Here is a 15469-nt window from a genome sequence, read left to right on the forward strand (position 1 = left end):
TAGCGCTTGGAATCGCACGAGCATTTCGGCAAAAGGCTGCTGGTTTTCCCCCATGGCTCTGTCTTTTTCCCTCTCCCGACCGGCTCTCGCACCTTCGCAGCCTGCCTCCCGACTGCTTCGGTGGGTGCTTGCGCTCGGCTTTCTGGCTGGCGTGGTCGCCGTCGTCTGGGCACAGGTAGAAGGTGATCGCGGTATCGCTCCCGTTGCTTCCAGCAGCGACATCGACGTGACCGGCATCGAAGTCGATGCAAGCGGCGACACAGCTGAAGAAGCGCGCGAAAACGGGTGGAGAGAGGCACAGAGAAAGGCTTGGGAGAAGCTGAAAGGCCCGGAGATTTCGGATAGCCAGCTCGAAAGCCTCGTGTCTGCGATTGTCATCGAACAGGAACGGATCGGCCCGAAGCGCTACATCGCGAAGCTGGGTGTCATTTTCGACCGTGCCCGTTCGTCACGCTATCTCGGCGGAGAATCGCAAGGGCGCCGCTCGGCACCCATGCTGGTGCTGCCTGTCACCATGAGTGCAGGCACTGCGACCATGTACGAGGTCCGCAACCCGTGGCAGCGCGCCTGGGCCGAATTCAATCCGGGGACGAGTCAGATCGATTACGTTCGCCCCGCTGGCAGCGGCGGCGAATCGCTTCTGCTGACCTATGGCCAGACAGGCAGGCGCAGCCGTACGTGGTGGCGCGCAGTGCTCGACCAGTTTGCCGCAGCGGACGTCATCGTGCCTATTGCGGATCTCCATTATCAGTGGCCGGGTGGTCCGGTCGAAGGAACCTTCATGGCGCGCTATGGCCCCGACAGCACTTATCTCGACGGGTTCAAGCTGACGGCGGACAATCCGGCGGAACTTCCGCAGATGCTCGCGCAGGCAGTGCAGCGCTTTGACGGGATTTTCGAGAAGGCGCTTGCTGACGGAAAGCTGCGTCCCGACCCGACCTTGAGCCTTGGCGCTGGCGGCACGATGGATCCCGGTCTGCAAAGGCTGATCGAGATCGGACGGGCAATGCAGCGCCGCGAAGCAGCGATTGAAGCGGGGGCTTCGGAAAATCCTGATACTCCTTCACCGAGCGAGACACCGGATCAACCGGCCGTTCTGGCGTCATATGTCGTCCAGTTCGCAAGTCCCGATGCCGGTACCATCGACCAGACGCTCGCTGCGGTGCGTTCGACGGCCGGTGTGCGCGGCGCAGTGACGAGCAGCCTTGCGATCGGTGGAACTTCCGTCATGCGCGTCACCTATGGCGGTTCGCTCGAGCAACTCGCGTCTGCCCTGCGTCAACGGGGCTTCAGCGTGACACAAGGCAGCAACGCGCTCGCCATTTCCCGCTAGGATCGCGATCCCGTGTCGCAGATCGCTTTACCTTTGGACCTTCGCGGTCGATCGGACCCTGAATCGATTGTCATCGGCAATGCCAATCGTGCCATTTACGAGGCGCTGATGGACCACGCTGCATGGCCGTTCCGAACGGCGGTGCTGACCGGCCCCGACCGTTCTGGCAAAAGCTTGATCGGCAAATGGGCATCGGGTCAGGGTGTTGCCGTCATCGACGACGCGGAAAGAGAGGACGAAACCGACCTCTTCCATCGCTGGAATGCGGCACAGGAAAGCGGCGAGCCGCTCTTGCTCATTTCGAACCGCCAGCCCTGGGACATTTCGTTGCCCGATCTGAGATCGCGCCTGGGTGGTTCGCTGCAGCTCGAAATCGGGACGCCCGACGATGACATGGTCGCGCAATTGATCGAGTCGATGGCCGCACAACGCGGCCTGTCGCTCTCCGAAGGTGCGACAGCCTATCTCGTGCCGCGCATAGAGCGTAGCTTCTCCGGTATCGAGCGATTGGTGGAGGTGATCGATCGCCTGAGCCTTGAACGCAAGACGCCCGCCACCATGTCGGTATGGCGCGATGCCCTCGATCAGATTCAGGGGCCCGAGCAGCAACGCTTGCTTTGACCGCCGATTGGTGGGAGAAAACTGACATGTTTCAAGGCCTCATCGCCTATCTGGACTCCATAAGGGCGCGCGATCCTGCGCCGCGTTCCCGTTGGGAAATCCTTTTATATCCAGGTGCCTGGGCGCTGTTCTTCCACCGAATTGCGCACTGGCTCTTCGAAGCTAAGCTCTATTTCCTTGCGCGCCTGGTGAACCATATCTCTCGCTTCCTGACCGCGATCGATATCCATCCCGGCGCGACTATCGGGAAGAACTTCTTCATCGACCATGGGTTCACCGTCATCGGTGAGACGGTCGAGATCGGCGACAATGTCACGATCTACCAATGCGTCACGCTGGGCGGCACCAACCCCACGAACGGCAAGGGGGGCAAAAGGCATCCCACCATTCGGGATAACGTCATCATCGGCTCCGGTGCCCAGATCATCGGACCGATTACCGTTGGCGACCGCGCGCGCATCGGCGCAAATGCCGTTGTCACCGACGATGTGCCCGAAGGCGCGACGATGATCGGGCTCAAGGCGCGATCGACGCTGGTGCCCGCAGAAGACTGGATCAAGGAATTCATTCCCTACGGAACGCCTTGCGACGATCCGTGCCAGCCCAGTCGGGATTGCGTAGAAAAGCTGGATGCCGAGCTTAAGGCGCTTCGCGAAGAGTTCGAGGCACTGAAAGCGCAAACGGCAGCCGATGCCGGCGTTGCGGCCCGTCGCAGCGGGACTGACGACTGATGGTGAATGGCAACGGGACTGGCCAGACCGGTTCCATCATTGCGTTTCCCGGGCGCGCGCCCAACCAGGTCGGATTTGCCCGCGACGAACTGCAGCGGATCCTAGATCTGTATGGACGTATGGTTGCTGCCGGTGAGTGGCGCGACTACGCGATGGATTTCAACCAAGATGTTGCCGTCTTCGCAGCGTTCCGGCGCGCAGCGGAACGGCCTCAGGCGAGGATCGAGAAGCGCCCGGCCTTGCGAAATAGGCAGGGGATGTGGACGCTATTTGGCGAACACGGGCAGGTTTTGAAGCGCGGGCATGAATTGCCGGGAGTGCTCGCCCCGATCGAGCGGCGTTTAATCAAGTCTGCCTGACCGCGCTTAGTCGGTCCGGTCGATATCAGCGACTTCCTTCAAAACGCGCTCCGCCCATTCAGGCCGACAGATCAGCAGGTCGGGCATGTAGGTGTCGGCCTGGTTATAGACCAACGGCGATCCATCGATACGTGAACAATGGAGGCCATGGGCGAGCGCCACGGCGACCGGCGCGCAGCTGTCCCATTCGTACTGGCCGCCCGAATGCAGGTATATCTCTGCTTCGCCGCGAACGACCGCCATTGCCTTTGCCCCGGCGCTTCCCATCGGTACGAGCTCGCCGCCGATGCGATTGGCGACTTCGACGGCCTCCTTGGCTGGACGGGTACGGCTGACGACCAGGCGGGGTTTTTCGGCAGGAGATGGAAGGCTTGCGGGAGCATCTGATCGAAGAACTAGGTCGAGACCCGGCAATGCGACCGCTCCGACTTCGGGCTTGCCATCGATGGCCAGGGCGACATGAACCGCCCAGTCGGTGCGCTCTTCACCATATTCGCGGGTGCCGTCGACCGGATCGACAATCCAGACCCGCGACTGTTCCAGCCGGGAGGAATAGTCTTTTTCTTCTTCCGACAGCAGGCCGTCATCGGGTCGCTGCATCCTGAGGGCATGGCACAGGAACTCGTTTGCCGTGGCGTCGCCCGCCTTGCCCAGCGCCTTACCCTCGAACATTCCGCTGTCACGGACCTGGGTCAGGATAATCCCCGCACATCGGGCGAGGTGCGCTGCGAGTTCGGCGTCGGTCATCATTTTTCCTTGGTTATTTCCCTATGCCCCAGCTGATCGATGACCAGGCTCGTTCGTGCAGATAGTACAGGACCATCTTTGTCAGGACTTCGGTCACAGCGATGGCCCCGGCAGCCTTTACATCATCGGTGAAAAGCCAGCTCAGGATGAATGTATCGATGCTGCCAAGAATGCGCCAGCTCACCGCCTTGGCGAAAGAGCGTGAATGTGCCTCTCGGCCGTTGAAAAGCAACATCCGTTAATCCTTGAAAAAAGGGTCTATTTGAGAGGTGCAATCTTGCTGACGATGTATTGCGCCGCTTCTGACGGAGTCATCTCCACAGTATTGACCGTGATATCGGGCCTTTCCGGCGGTTCGTAAGGGCTGTCGATCCCGGTGAAATTCTTGAGCTTGCCCTCGCGCGCTTTCTTGTAGAGGCCCTTCACATCGCGGGCTTCGGCGACCTCCAGTGGGGTGTCGACGAAGATCTCGACGAACTCTCCTTCGGGCAGCATGTCGCGGACCATCTGGCGTTCTGCCCGGAACGGACTGATAAATGCGGTCAGAACGATCAGGCCGGCATCGGCCATCAGCTTTGCGACCTCACCGATACGGCGGATATTCTCGATCCTGTCGGCATCGGTGAAGCCGAGATCCTTGTTCAATCCGTGACGGATATTGTCGCCGTCGAGCAGGAAGGTGTGGCGGTTCATGGCGTTAAGCGCCAGCTCGACCTCGTTGGCTATTGTCGATTTACCCGAGCCGGAGAGCCCGGTGAACCACAGCACCTTGGGCTTCTGATTCTTGAGATTGGCATGTTCGTCGCGGTCGATCGAGGTCGCCTGCCAGTGCACGTTCTGGGCGCGCCGCAAGCTGAAATGCAGCATGCCTGCACCGACCGTGCGGTTGGTAATCTTGTCGATCAGGATAAAGCCGCCCAGCGCGCGATTGTCCGCATAAGGCTCGAAAACCACCGGCCTGTCTGTCGTTACTTCGGCAACACCGATAGAATTGAGTTCGAGGGTCTTTGCGGCCAAATGATCTCCCGGACCGCCGACGTTGTTGATGTTGATTTCGTATTTGGGTTCGGCGACCGTCGCGGAGACGGTCTGGCTGGCAAGTTTCATCCAGTAGCCGCGCCCGGGCAGCAGCGCTTCTTCGTCCATCCAGACGATTGTCGCTTCAAACTGGTCGGATACCTCGGGCGGAGCATCGGCAACAGCAATAACATTGCCTCGCGAGCAATCGATCTCGTCTTCGAGGCAGATCGTTACCGACTGGCCGGCCTGTGCCATGTCCAGGTCACCGCCATAGGCGACAACCGACTTGACCGTGCTGGTATGTCCTGAAGGCAGTACTCGGATGCTGTCCCCGGCGCGAACCGTGCCGCTCGCAACCAGTCCGCTGAACCCGCGGAAGTCCAGATTGGGTCGATTGACCCATTGGACCGGCATGCGGAAAGGCTTTTCGGCATCATGCGCGGCATTGATCTCTACCGCTTCCAGATGCTGCACCAAGGGTGCGCCTTCATACCACCGGGTATTTGGCGAATTCGCCGTGATATTGTCGCCCTTGAACCCGGAAATCGGCATGGCGGTGAAGCTTTCGATGCCGATACCCTTCGCAAAGGTTTCGTACTCGGCGACGATCGCATCGTAGCGAGCCTGGTCGTAGTCGATCAGGTCCATCTTGTTCACCGCCAGGACGATATTCCTGATCCCGAGCAGGTGGCAAAGGTAGCTGTGGCGCCGCGTCTGGACGAGCACGCCCTTGCGGGCATCGATCAGGATGACGGCGAGATCGGCGGTCGATGCGCCGGTGACCATATTGCGTGTGTACTGCTCGTGGCCCGGGCAGTCGGCGACGATGAACTTGCGCTTCTCCGTCGAGAAAAAGCGATAGGCGACATCGATCGTGATGCCCTGTTCGCGCTCTGCGGCAAGACCATCCACCAGTAGTGCGAAATCGATTTCCTGGCCCTGTGTGCCGACGCGCTTGCTATCGTTTTCCAGAGCGGCGAGCTGATCTTCAAAGATCATCTTGCTGTCGTAGAGCAGCCGACCGATCAGGGTCGACTTGCCGTCGTCGACGCTGCCACAGGTGATGAAACGCAGCATCGTCTTGTGCTGGTGCTGGTCGAGATAAGCTTCGATGTCATCGGCGATCAGCGCATCGGTCTTGTAGATGGGATCGGTCATCAGAAGTAGCCCTCCTGCTTCTTCTTCTCCATCGAACCGTCTCCGGAATCCTTGTCGATCACGCGGCCCTGTCGTTCGGAAGTGGTGGTCAGCAGCATTTCCTGGATGATTTCGGGCAAGGTGGCGGCTTCGCTCTCGACGGCGCCGGTCAGCGGGAAACAGCCCAGCGTGCGGAAACGGATCGATCGTTCGACGATCTCCGGGCGCTTGCCCATGACCTTTTCGAGGCGCTCGATATCGTCGGCCATGAACAGCCCGCCTTCATATTCGAAGGTCGGGCGCCTGGCTGAATAATAGAGCGGGACGATCTCGATATTCTCGAGATGGATGTACTGCCAGATGTCGAGCTCGGTCCAGTTGGACAGGGGAAAGACACGGATGCTTTCACCCTTCTTCTTGCGAGCATTGTAGAGGTTCCACAGCTCGGGGCGCTGGCTCTTCGGGTCCCAGCCATGGCTAGCGGTACGGAATGAGAAGATGCGCTCCTTGGCCCGGCTCTTCTCCTCATCGCGGCGGGCGCCGCCGAACGCAGCGTCGAAACCGTATTTGTCGAGCGCCTGCTTCAGCCCTTCAGTCTTCCACATGTCGGTATGCAGCGGACCGTGGTCGAACGGGTTGATGCCGCGTTCCTCGGCTTCGGGATTGTGGTGAACCAGCAATTCCATTCCGGCATCCTTCGCGCTCTTTTCGCGAAGGTCATACATGTCCTTGAACTTCCACGTCGTATCGACATGGAGGAGCGGGAAGGGCGGCGGCGACGGATAGAATGCCTTCTTGGCGAGGTGCAGCATCACGGCTGAATCCTTGCCGATCGAATAGAGCATTACCGGATTTTCGGCTTCGGCCACGACCTCACGCATGATGTGGATGCTTTCGGCTTCAAGCCTTTGCAGGTGAGTCAGGGGAGCATTCATGTCTTTGCGTCGTCTCTGATAGGTTTGCCGGTGTTGTCGACCGAGCCATACTAAATGGGCGAAATGGCAGGGGGGGCCTAATGGGGGAAGCAATGCTCTCTTTCAAGCACGGCATGGCAGCTTTATGCCACCTAGTGAACAATCGGAAGCCGGTATACGATTGCATGGGCTCTGCGGTTGCGCCGCGTCGCAAACGCGCTATGCCTGTGGTTGATGTTGCAACGCAGCAATCTTCCAGCTCCGCCAGCGCTCAAGGAATTGGGCGAAATTGCGCTGTTCCTCGATTTCGACGGAACACTTGTAGGGATTGCAAGCGGTCCAGACGCTATTGCAGTCCCCGAACTGCTCGGCAAATCGCTGGAGGAACTGGCGCGCAGGCTGGACGGTGCTCTGGCCATCGTAACCGGCCGGTCGATCGATAATCTGACTTCATTCCTGGGGGACGTCAGCGTTCATCTGGCAGGGTCTCACGGCGGCCACGTCCTGTCTGCAAAAGGCGCTGTCCTGCGCGAGACGACAGCACTGCCTAGTGAAGTGAAAGACGGGCTCGCCGATTATGCGAAGCGTGCCGGGATCCTGTACGAAAGGAAAACGCACGGGGCAGCGCTCCATTACCGCGCCAAGCCTGAGGCTGAGGCCGAGGTCCGAAAGTTCGCAGAAGATCTGGCAGGCAAGCACCAGCTTGCCACCAAAAGCGGCAAGTGCGTGATCGAGATCGTTCGTCCGGGCATCGACAAGGGCGGAGCGGTGGAACTGTTGGCAGGCCGCGAACCTTTCGCAGGGAAGACCGCGATCTTCGTGGGAGACGATGTGACGGACGAGGATGGATTTGCCGCGTGCAACCAATTGGGGGGCTTCGGCATTCAGATAGGACAGCGCACGCCGACACAGGCGCGCTATCGACTTTCGAGCGTGGGGGACCTGCACGAGTGGCTGCAAATATGAAATCCGACCTTGAGCTCTGGCCGATTGGGAACTGCCAGGTCAGCATGCTGGTCGACAGGACCGGCGCGATCGTCTGGGGTTGCGTCCCGCGTGTCGATGGCGATCCTGTATTCTGTTCTCTTCTTAATTCGAGCCATCGCGATGCCGGCATCTGGCGTTTCGAGCTGGAAGGTCAGGTCAGCTCTTCACAGGAGTATATCCGCAACACGCCGATCCTCGTGACGCGGCTGGAAGCGGAAGACGGAAGCTGTGTCGAGGTGCTGGATTTTTGTCCGCGCTACGAGAACAAGGGGCGGATGTACCGCCCGGTCGGTATCGGTCGAATCGTTCGCCCGATCTCGGGTAACCCGCGCATCCGCGTGGTGTTGCGGCCGATGAACAATTACGGCGCATCGCTGGCGGATACGACGAACGGCACGAACCACATTCGCTATCTCGTAAGCGGGCAGACACTGCGGCTTAGCACCGATGCCCCGGTCGGCTATATCCTCGAACAGCGCACGTTCCGCATCGAAGAGGACACGCATTTCTTCCTCGGTCCTGACGAGCCTTTCATGGGTAACCTGCGGGAAGAGATCCGCCGCATGGAACAGGCGACCCGCAAGTACTGGCAGCAATGGGTGAGGGGGCTTGCGACGCCCGTCGAATGGCAGGACGAGGTTATCCGCTGCGCGATCACTCTCAAGCTTTGCCAGCACGAGGAAACCGGCGCCATTGTTGCTGCCTTGACGACTTCCATCCCGGAAGCTCCGCATTCGGAACGCAATTGGGACTATCGATACTGCTGGATCCGCGATTCCTATTACACGGTCCAGGCACTCAACCGGCTTGGCGCGCTCGACGTTCTCGAGAAGTATCTCGCATATCTTCGCAATATCGTCGATTCTGCCAAAGGCGGCCAGATACAGCCGCTCTATTCGGTCATGGGCGAAAGCGAATTGAACGAAACCACGGCAGCCTATCTTGCCGGCTATCGCGGCATGGGGCCGGTGCGTGTCGGCAATGCCGCCTACAAGCAGATCCAGCATGACTGTTATGGGCAGATCGTTCTGCCGACCGTGCAAGCTTTCATCGATCGCCGACTGCTGCGCATGGCGGACGAGCGCGATTTCGAAAGCCTGGAGCAGGTCGGAGAAATGGCGTGGGCAATGCATGACCAGCCGGATGCCGGGCTGTGGGAATTCCGCACCCGTCAGGAAGTTCATACCTATTCCGCCGTCATGAGCTGGGCTGCGTGCGACCGTCTTGCCATGACGGCAGAGTGGCTGGGCAAGGAAGAGCGTGCGAAGCTTTGGCGCGAACGCGCGGATGCTGTCCGGGCCAAGATCGAGGCCGAAGCCTGGGTCGAAAACGGCGAAGAGGGCGGGCACTATGGTGCCAGCTTCGAAAGCGATTATCTCGATGCCAGCCTGCTCCAGATGGTCGAGCTGCGCTTCCTTTCGCCCGACAACGACCGGTTCCAGTCCACTTTCGCAGCCGTGGAAGAGCATCTGCGACGCGGTGATCACATGCTCCGCTACGCGGCCGAGGATGATTTCGGCGCGCCCGAAACCGCATTCAACGTCTGCACATTCTGGTTGATCGAGGCGCTGCACCTCGCGGGTCGCGATGCCGAAGCGCGCAAACTGTTCTGCACCATGCTGAGCCACACGACCCAATCGGGTCTTCTCAGCGAAGACCTCGATTACGAAACGGGTGAGTTGTGGGGCAACTTCCCCCAGACATATTCGCTCGTCGGCGTCATCAATTGCGCCGGCCTGCTGTCCAAACCATGGAGTGAAGTCCGATAGAACGCCTCGTCGTCATCTCGAACCGCGTTGCAGTGCCAAAGGCACGCGGCGCAGCCGGAGCGCAAGGCGGCCTTGCCGGCGCTCTCAATTCCGCCCTCAAGAAATACGGCGGTCTCTGGTTCGGATGGTCGGGACAGGAGAGCGATGACCGCACGGGAAATATCAACCTGCAGCGGAACGATGGAGTAACCACTGCGACGATCGACCTGTCGAAGCGCGACGTGGACGAATATTACAATGGCTATGCCAATTCGACGCTCTGGCCGCTGTTTCATTACCGGCTCGACCTGACCGAATACGAACGCGAGACGGGCAAAGGCTACGAGCGCGTGAACGAGCGCTTTGCCGAATGTGTCACCCCGCTGATCGAGGAAGACGATCTGGTTTGGGTGCACGATTATCATTTGCTCCCCCTTGGCGAGCGACTGAGGTCTCGCGGCCTCAAGAACCGTATCGGCTTTTTCCTGCATATTCCGTGGCCACCGACCCGCCTGTTCGTCTCGCTCCCGTTTCATGAGCGGCTGGTGCGTACGATGCTGGAATACGACCTCATCGGTTTCCAGACCGGGGAATGGCTTGAAAGCTTCCTGCATTACTGCCGCAAGGAACTCGGAGCAGAAGTCGATGACGCGACCGGGACAGTGACGCTGGAGGGGCGAACGACCGTCGCTCGCGCCTATCCCATCGGTATCGACTGGGACCATTTCCAGGATCAGGGTAATACGGGCGAAGCGCGGCAGGCAGCGCAACGGCTGCTGTCATCAACCCGGCGAAGGATCGCCATGATCGGCGTCGACCGGCTCGACTATTCCAAGGGATTACCTGAACGGATCGACGGAATCGGGCGCTTTTTCGACCAGAATCCGGGGCGTGTTCGCGACCTCGTCTATATCCAGGTTGCTCCGCCCAGCCGGGAGGACGTCGAGAGCTACCAGAAGATTCGCAACCTGCTCGAACAGAAGACGGGGCAGATCAACGGTGCGCGTTCCGAGGTCGATCTCGTGCCGATCCGCTACGTCAACCGCGGCTATTCGCATGCCGAACTCTACGGATTTTTCAACGCATCGAAGATTGGCCTCGTCACGCCGCTGCGCGACGGGATGAACCTTGTGGCGAAGGAGTATGTGGCCGCGCAAAATCCGGAAGATCCCGGAGTGCTGATCCTTTCCCGTTTCGCAGGTGCCGCGCAGCAATTGGGCGATGCGGTGCTGGTCAATCCGCATAGTCCGGACGATCTGAGCCACGCGATCCGTGTGGCGCTCGACATGCCGTTGGAAGAGCGGAAAGCGCGTTACGAGGCAATGATTGGCACGATCCGGGACGACAACGTTCAGGACTGGACACGACGCTTCTGCGACGACCTGGCAGCAGCCGGCGATCAGACGTAGCGACGATCGGAGCGGATTTCTTCTTCCGGATCGCGCCAGGTCCCGGCGCTCTTTTCCAGCACCGTTCGCAGGTCTTCGTGTCGGGGACGATGCCGGCGTTTCATCAAAACGTGCTCGACTGCCCTGATCAGGGTTTCCGCCCTGAAGGGTTTGCGGACATATTCCTGTGCACCGGCATAAAGCGCCTGTTCTTCGTCGCGCTCGCCGCTCATCGCGGTAAACATAATGATCGGCAGGTCGTAGTGCTTCGATGATGTCCGCAAGCGTCGTAGCAGGGTTGCACCCGACATGTTCGGCATGTCCTGGTCCAGCAACAACAGGTCCGGGCGCCGCCAGTCTATCGTTCGCTCGGCCTGCAGCCCGTCGGTCACCCACCCGCAAGCATGCCCGGCAGCAATCAGGGCATCGGACGCCAGGGATGCGACGAGTTCGTCGTCATCTGCGATCAGGATACTGGCCATGGCTTCAATCCTCTTGCCTGTCTTCGGAAGCTCCCCTGCTAACGCCATGGCAACAAGCTCAGGTTTGGGGGCGGATAGGGGAATGTCCCTAAGGCTGTTCACGAGCAGTTGAGTAAGCACGCACCTGCTGCCACGGTCGCCGGCGATGATTCGCAACAGATTCCTGCCCACAGAGGGCATTCACAACTTCCGCGACTATGGCGGCTATTCGGTTGCTGGCGGCGGCACGGTCAAGCGCGGTCTGCTGTTCCGCTCGGGCCAGCACGTGGCGGCGACCAACGATGATCTCGCGCAGGTTGGCGATCTGGATATCCGCACGATAATCGACCTCAGGGGCGAGAGCGAGCGAGGCAATAACCCGTGTCGGCGTATCGAAGGCTTCGATGCACAAGTCATCGCCTACGAAGGCGAGACGACCTCCAGCCCGCCCCACATGGATATCGACGCTCAAACGACGACTGCCGAATACGCCCGTCAGCGGATGATGGCCGTCTATACGCGCATGCCGCGCAACCCGGCGATGATCGAGATGTTCTCGCGATATTTCCGCGCGCTGGACGAGCGCGACGGAGCGAGCCTAGTCCATTGCTTTGCCGGCAAGGATAGAACTGGCGTTGCCGCAACCTTGCTGCTGCACGTCCTTGGCGCAAGCAAGGACGACCAGATGGAGGAATTTCTCCTAACAAACCACGCGCCCACTCTCGACGTCCTTCGCGCACAGTCGGTTCCGTCGATAGAGCAACGGCTCGGCCGCAAGCTGGATGAAGATGCCGTGCGCGCTTTGCTGGAAGTGCACGAAGACTATCTCGCGACCTATCTGGCCGAAATCGAAAGCGATCACGGGTCGCTCGATGCTTTCATAACCCGCACCTTGGGTGTGGATGACGCCATGCGAGAGAGGTTGCGCGACAAGTTCGTGGCGTGACAGAAGCGGGTTCGCTTCCCATTTATCTCATGAACTGATTCCAACGGACGAATTACCATGGCGACCCATCGCACCAAGATGCTCATTATCGGCTCAGGCCCGGCTGGCTATTCCGCCGCGATTTATGGCGCGCGCGCAATGCTCGAACCGATCGTCGTGCAGGGTTTGCAGCCCGGTGGACAGCTGACGATCACCACCGATGTAGAGAACTATCCCGGCTTTGCCGATGTCATCCAGGGCCCCTGGCTGATGGAGCAAATGCAGAAGCAGGCCGAGCATGTGGGCACGCGCATGATGTGGGACACGATCGTCTCGGTCGATCTCGACAGCGGGCCACCCTATCGCGCGGTGGGTGACAGCGGTGACGAATACATCGGCGATACGCTGGTTATCTGCACCGGCGCCCAAGCGAAATGGCTGGGCGTGCCAGGGGAACAGGAGCTTGGCGGCAAGGGCGTTTCTGCCTGTGCGACCTGCGACGGGTTTTTCTATCGCGGCAAGAAGGTTGCCGTGATCGGCGGCGGCAACACTGCTGTTGAAGAAGCGCTGTACCTGACCAATCACTCGGATGACGTGACCCTGATCCATCGCCGCGACGAATTGCGCGCGGAGAAGATCCTGCAGGATCGCCTGTTCAAGTCGGACAAGATATCGACGCTATGGAACAAGACGGTCGACCGTTTCGAAGCGGCCGAAAACGGCACGCTTGCGCATATCGTGCTGAAAGATACGGAGACCGGTGAGGAATCGACCCTGGAAGTCGACGGTGCATTTGTCGCCATCGGCCACGCTCCGTCGACCGAACTGTTCAAGGGCAAGCTCCCGCTCGACGATAGCGGCTATCTCCTGACCGAGCCAGGCAGTCCGAAGACAGAAAAGCCGGGCGTTTTCGCAGCCGGCGACGTGACCGATCACACCTATCGCCAGGCGGTGACCGCAGCAGGCATGGGTTGCATGGCCGCGCTCGATGCAGAGCGCTTTCTTTCGGGCCTCGAGATCGACCTCGACGGCCATGCGCACGCCGCAACCGAGGCTGCCGAATAGACTGGCCTTGTGAGAGGCCCCCGCGAAAGGGGCCTCTCCAAAGCTTTTGCCCTAGATCTCGAAGACCGCAAAGGTCGCGCTGAAGATCAGCGCGATCAGGACGATGCTCGACACGGCGAAAAGGATGAAGCGCACCATCACCTTGTTGGCGGTGGCCTGCACCAGCGAGTGCATGATGCGAAGCCCGACATAGATCCATGCCAGCAGCGCGTTCATTCCGTCGCCCAAGCCGATGATCGCAAGGACGATCGCGATTGCATAGAACACGGTCGGCTGTTCGTGCAGGTGGTTGTAGTTGTCAGCCTTCCAGCTCACCTCGTCGGGGAGTTTCTCGCGCAGGCTGGCGCCCGTGGAGCCGACCAGCCTGGTGCCGTCGATACCTGCCGCGCTCATTGCGGGAATGCGCGTCGCGTACATCCAGACCCACATCACCATGGTCCAGATTGCCAATACGACGACAGGTTGAAGAATGGCCATTCCGATCATGCGAGAACTCCGGGGTCTGCGAAGAGGGTGAGCGCGATTGCGCGATAGGCGAGATAGACCAGCGCGAACGTCGAGATCAGGAAGATCAGCAGGCGCACCGGCACGACATTGACCATGGCCTGCCACAGCGAGTGGACGATGCGCAGGCCGACGTAGATCCACGCAGCCAGCACGTCACCCGATTGCGCGCCGAGCATCGCGATGATCACGACCGTCGCGTAGAAAATCGTCGGCTGTTCCATCAAATGATTGTAATTGTGAGCCTTCCACTGGAGGCTGTCGGGAAGGACGCCGTCGAGGTCCTGGCCGCGGCCACCGGGCTTGGCATTTTTCATCGCGCCCGATTTGGCGAGTGCCGGAAGGCGGGTTCCAGCCATCCAGAACAGCATCACCAGTGACCAGGCGACCAGCACCGCTGCCGGTGCGAGCATTTGAGCTTGCATTGAATCCCTCCCGTTAAGATGCCGCGAAACTGCTGGCGGCAATTCCAATTGTCAAATGCAACGCATCATCCTTCGGCTATCGTCTGCGCAAAAGCGGCCGGATCGGCATTTCCGCCTGTCAGCATCACGACGGTCCCGTCATCGACCGGGACCTTGCCGGCGATGACCGCGGCAAGGGCTGCTGCGCCGCCAGGTTCGACCACGAGACGCAGCTTCGAGAATGCGAAGCGCTGCGCCGCGCGAACCTCGTCGTCGGTCACCACCACGCCGGGTTCGGAGCGTCCGAGCAGTACGTCGAGATTGATCTGCTTTGTCGCGAGCGGCTGGAGCGCATCGCAGATCGTCTTCGGCGGATTGGGCGAAGCAGGGACAATTTCCCCTGCCGCCAGCGATTGCCCGACCTGGTCCCACCCGAGCGGTTCGACCGGGATGATCTCGCTTTCAGGGCAGGCGAGGGCCAGCCCGGCAGTCAGTCCTCCACCCCCGCAGCATGCAACAAGGCGCGATGGTGCCCGGCCCAGCTGCTGCGCGATTTCGATCCCCGCGCTGCCCTGGCCTTCGATCACCCACGGATCGCCGAACGCATGGACGAGCGTTCCGCCGCGCTCGGCAAGCACATTGGCTGCCACTGCGTCGCGATCTTCGCCCGGACGCTGGTAGAGGACGATCTCGGCCCCGAGTGCCCGCGTTGCATCGAGTTTCACCTGCGGCGCATCGTGCGGCATCACGATTACGGCCGGAATGCCGAGCCGTTTTGCCGCCCAGGCGATGCCTTGCGCATGGTTGCCCGATGAAACGGCGACCACGCCGCGGCGTCGATCTTCTTCGCTGAGAGCGGAGAGCCTGTGCCACGCACCGCGGATCTTGAAGGCACCTATCGGCTGGAGCACCTCCGCCTTTACCCAGAACCGCTGGCCGGCGATCTCTGCAGTCAGCAGCGGGGTAGGGGGCAGGATCGCGGCAACCTTCGCCGCAGCTTCGATCACGCCCTCGCGGGTCGGTCGTCTTTGTGCCTCGCTCATGTGCGAAGTCCTACGCGATGGAACACATGGAACACAGTCCTGGCACTGGAATCATCCGCAGTTTTCGGTGAGTTTTCGTCCA

The 15469-nt window shown here is 60.3% G+C and carries 17 protein-coding genes; 9 read left to right on the forward strand and 8 right to left on the reverse strand.

Annotation, left to right across the window (positions count from 1 at the left end):
* Nucleotides 1-124: 124 nt before the first annotated feature.
* The 4 genes from AMC99_RS04240 to AMC99_RS04255 are packed head-to-tail and all read left to right on the forward strand — an operon-like array spanning nt 125 to nt 3044.
* Nucleotides 125-1333: a heavy-metal-associated domain-containing protein gene (locus tag AMC99_RS04240; protein ID WP_232301507.1), complete on the forward strand. Its 1209-nt coding sequence runs from the start codon at nt 125-127 to the stop codon at nt 1331-1333.
* Between the two features lie 12 nt (nt 1334-1345).
* On the forward strand, nt 1346-1954 hold the full coding sequence (locus AMC99_RS04245) for an HdaA/DnaA family protein (protein WP_061923216.1): 609 nt from the start codon (nt 1346-1348) through the stop codon (nt 1952-1954).
* A gap of 26 nt (nt 1955-1980) precedes the next feature.
* Complete coding sequence (gene epsC, locus AMC99_RS04250; protein ID WP_061923220.1) at nt 1981-2685, forward strand: serine O-acetyltransferase EpsC; 705 nt, start codon at nt 1981-1983, stop codon at nt 2683-2685.
* Nucleotides 2685-3044: a DUF2794 domain-containing protein gene (locus AMC99_RS04255; protein WP_061923222.1), complete on the forward strand. Its 360-nt coding sequence runs from the start codon at nt 2685-2687 to the stop codon at nt 3042-3044. The genes epsC and AMC99_RS04255 overlap by 1 nt, the downstream gene beginning before the upstream one ends.
* Nucleotides 3045-3050: 6 nt before the next feature.
* On the opposite strand, the gene AMC99_RS04260 is transcribed toward AMC99_RS04255, so the two are convergent.
* From AMC99_RS04260 to cysD, 4 genes are read right to left on the reverse strand one after another with little or no spacing between them, the layout of a single operon-like run.
* On the reverse strand, nt 3051-3791 hold the full coding sequence (locus AMC99_RS04260; RefSeq protein WP_061927708.1) for a 3'(2'),5'-bisphosphate nucleotidase CysQ: 741 nt from the start codon (nt 3789-3791) through the stop codon (nt 3051-3053).
* Nucleotides 3792-3804: 13 nt separating this feature from the next.
* Nucleotides 3805-4026, reverse strand: a complete 222-nt coding sequence (locus AMC99_RS04265) for a DUF2061 domain-containing protein (RefSeq protein ID WP_061923225.1) — start codon at nt 4024-4026, stop codon at nt 3805-3807.
* Between the two features lie 23 nt (nt 4027-4049).
* On the reverse strand, nt 4050-5969 hold the full coding sequence (cysN, locus tag AMC99_RS04270; protein ID WP_061923228.1) for a sulfate adenylyltransferase subunit CysN: 1920 nt from the start codon (nt 5967-5969) through the stop codon (nt 4050-4052).
* Entirely contained in the window at nt 5969-6883 is a 915-nt protein-coding gene (cysD, locus tag AMC99_RS04275; protein ID WP_061923231.1) for a sulfate adenylyltransferase subunit CysD, read from the reverse strand. Before cysD ends, cysN begins: the two co-directional genes overlap by 1 nt.
* A gap of 213 nt (nt 6884-7096) precedes the next feature.
* Here cysD and otsB point away from each other — a divergent pair, with 213 nt between their 5' ends.
* Genes otsB through AMC99_RS04290 form a run of 3 tightly spaced genes read left to right on the forward strand, consistent with a single transcriptional unit; the run spans nt 7097 to nt 11006 of the window.
* Nucleotides 7097-7828 carry a trehalose-phosphatase gene (otsB, locus tag AMC99_RS04280; protein WP_061923233.1) on the forward strand — a complete coding sequence of 244 codons (732 nt, stop codon included), beginning with the start codon at nt 7097-7099 and terminating at the stop codon, nt 7826-7828.
* Nucleotides 7825-9618: a glycoside hydrolase family 15 protein gene (locus tag AMC99_RS04285; protein WP_061923236.1), complete on the forward strand. Its 1794-nt coding sequence runs from the start codon at nt 7825-7827 to the stop codon at nt 9616-9618. Before otsB ends, AMC99_RS04285 begins: the two co-directional genes overlap by 4 nt.
* The gene (locus tag AMC99_RS04290) at nt 9615-11006 is read left to right on the forward strand and encodes an alpha,alpha-trehalose-phosphate synthase (UDP-forming) (RefSeq protein WP_061923239.1); all 1392 of its coding nucleotides are present in this window, start codon (nt 9615-9617) and stop codon (nt 11004-11006) included. Before AMC99_RS04285 ends, AMC99_RS04290 begins: the two co-directional genes overlap by 4 nt.
* Here the strand turns inward: AMC99_RS04290 and AMC99_RS04295 are convergent.
* Complete coding sequence (locus tag AMC99_RS04295) at nt 10997-11467, reverse strand: response regulator (protein WP_061923242.1); 471 nt, start codon at nt 11465-11467, stop codon at nt 10997-10999. The genes AMC99_RS04290 and AMC99_RS04295 overlap by 10 nt on opposite strands.
* A gap of 145 nt (nt 11468-11612) precedes the next feature.
* On the opposite strand from AMC99_RS04295, the gene AMC99_RS04300 reads away from it, so the two are divergent.
* Together AMC99_RS04300 and trxB are read left to right on the forward strand one after the other, a co-directional pair.
* Entirely contained in the window at nt 11613-12392 is a 780-nt protein-coding gene (locus tag AMC99_RS04300; RefSeq protein ID WP_061923245.1) for a tyrosine-protein phosphatase, read from the forward strand.
* A gap of 57 nt (nt 12393-12449) precedes the next feature.
* Nucleotides 12450-13436 (forward strand): thioredoxin-disulfide reductase, encoded by a 987-nt coding sequence (trxB, locus tag AMC99_RS04305; protein ID WP_061923247.1) that lies wholly within the window; start codon nt 12450-12452, stop codon nt 13434-13436.
* A 51-nt stretch (nt 13437-13487) separates the two neighbouring features.
* Here trxB and AMC99_RS04310 read toward each other — a convergent pair whose 3' ends face one another.
* The 3 genes from AMC99_RS04310 to AMC99_RS04320 form a co-directional block, all read right to left on the reverse strand.
* Nucleotides 13488-13922 (reverse strand): MAPEG family protein, encoded by a 435-nt coding sequence (locus tag AMC99_RS04310; protein WP_061923258.1) that lies wholly within the window; start codon nt 13920-13922, stop codon nt 13488-13490.
* On the reverse strand, nt 13919-14365 hold the full coding sequence (locus AMC99_RS04315) for an MAPEG family protein (protein ID WP_061923263.1): 447 nt from the start codon (nt 14363-14365) through the stop codon (nt 13919-13921). Before AMC99_RS04315 ends, AMC99_RS04310 begins: the two co-directional genes overlap by 4 nt.
* Nucleotides 14366-14430: 65 nt before the next feature.
* Nucleotides 14431-15387: a threonine ammonia-lyase gene (locus AMC99_RS04320; protein WP_061923265.1), complete on the reverse strand. Its 957-nt coding sequence runs from the start codon at nt 15385-15387 to the stop codon at nt 14431-14433.
* Nucleotides 15388-15469 lie beyond the last annotated feature (82 nt).

This window comes from Altererythrobacter epoxidivorans, from assembly GCF_001281485.1.
In the GTDB taxonomy this organism is placed as follows: Bacteria; Pseudomonadota; Alphaproteobacteria; order Sphingomonadales; family Sphingomonadaceae; genus Erythrobacter; species Erythrobacter epoxidivorans.

Coding starts and splice junctions, on each gene's coding strand:
- epsC (WP_061923220.1), top strand. CDS start 1,981: ATGTTTCAAGGCCTCATCGCCTATCTGGACTCCATAAGGGCGCGCGAT.
- AMC99_RS04255 (WP_061923222.1), top strand. CDS start 2,685: ATGGTGAATGGCAACGGGACTGGCCAGACCGGTTCCATCATTGCGTTT.
- AMC99_RS04260 (WP_061927708.1), bottom strand. CDS start 3,791: ATGACCGACGCCGAACTCGCAGCGCACCTCGCCCGATGTGCGGGGATT.
- AMC99_RS04265 (WP_061923225.1), bottom strand. CDS start 4,026: ATGTTGCTTTTCAACGGCCGAGAGGCACATTCACGCTCTTTCGCCAAG.
- cysN (WP_061923228.1), bottom strand. CDS start 5,969: ATGACCGATCCCATCTACAAGACCGATGCGCTGATCGCCGATGACATC.
- cysD (WP_061923231.1), bottom strand. CDS start 6,883: ATGAATGCTCCCCTGACTCACCTGCAAAGGCTTGAAGCCGAAAGCATC.
- otsB (WP_061923233.1), top strand. CDS start 7,097: ATGTTGCAACGCAGCAATCTTCCAGCTCCGCCAGCGCTCAAGGAATTG.
- AMC99_RS04285 (WP_061923236.1), top strand. CDS start 7,825: ATGAAATCCGACCTTGAGCTCTGGCCGATTGGGAACTGCCAGGTCAGC.
- AMC99_RS04295 (WP_061923242.1), bottom strand. CDS start 11,467: ATGGCCAGTATCCTGATCGCAGATGACGACGAACTCGTCGCATCCCTG.
- AMC99_RS04300 (WP_061923245.1), top strand. CDS start 11,613: ATGATTCGCAACAGATTCCTGCCCACAGAGGGCATTCACAACTTCCGC.
- trxB (WP_061923247.1), top strand. CDS start 12,450: ATGGCGACCCATCGCACCAAGATGCTCATTATCGGCTCAGGCCCGGCT.
- AMC99_RS04310 (WP_061923258.1), bottom strand. CDS start 13,922: ATGATCGGAATGGCCATTCTTCAACCTGTCGTCGTATTGGCAATCTGG.
- AMC99_RS04315 (WP_061923263.1), bottom strand. CDS start 14,365: ATGCAAGCTCAAATGCTCGCACCGGCAGCGGTGCTGGTCGCCTGGTCA.
- AMC99_RS04320 (WP_061923265.1), bottom strand. CDS start 15,387: ATGAGCGAGGCACAAAGACGACCGACCCGCGAGGGCGTGATCGAAGCT.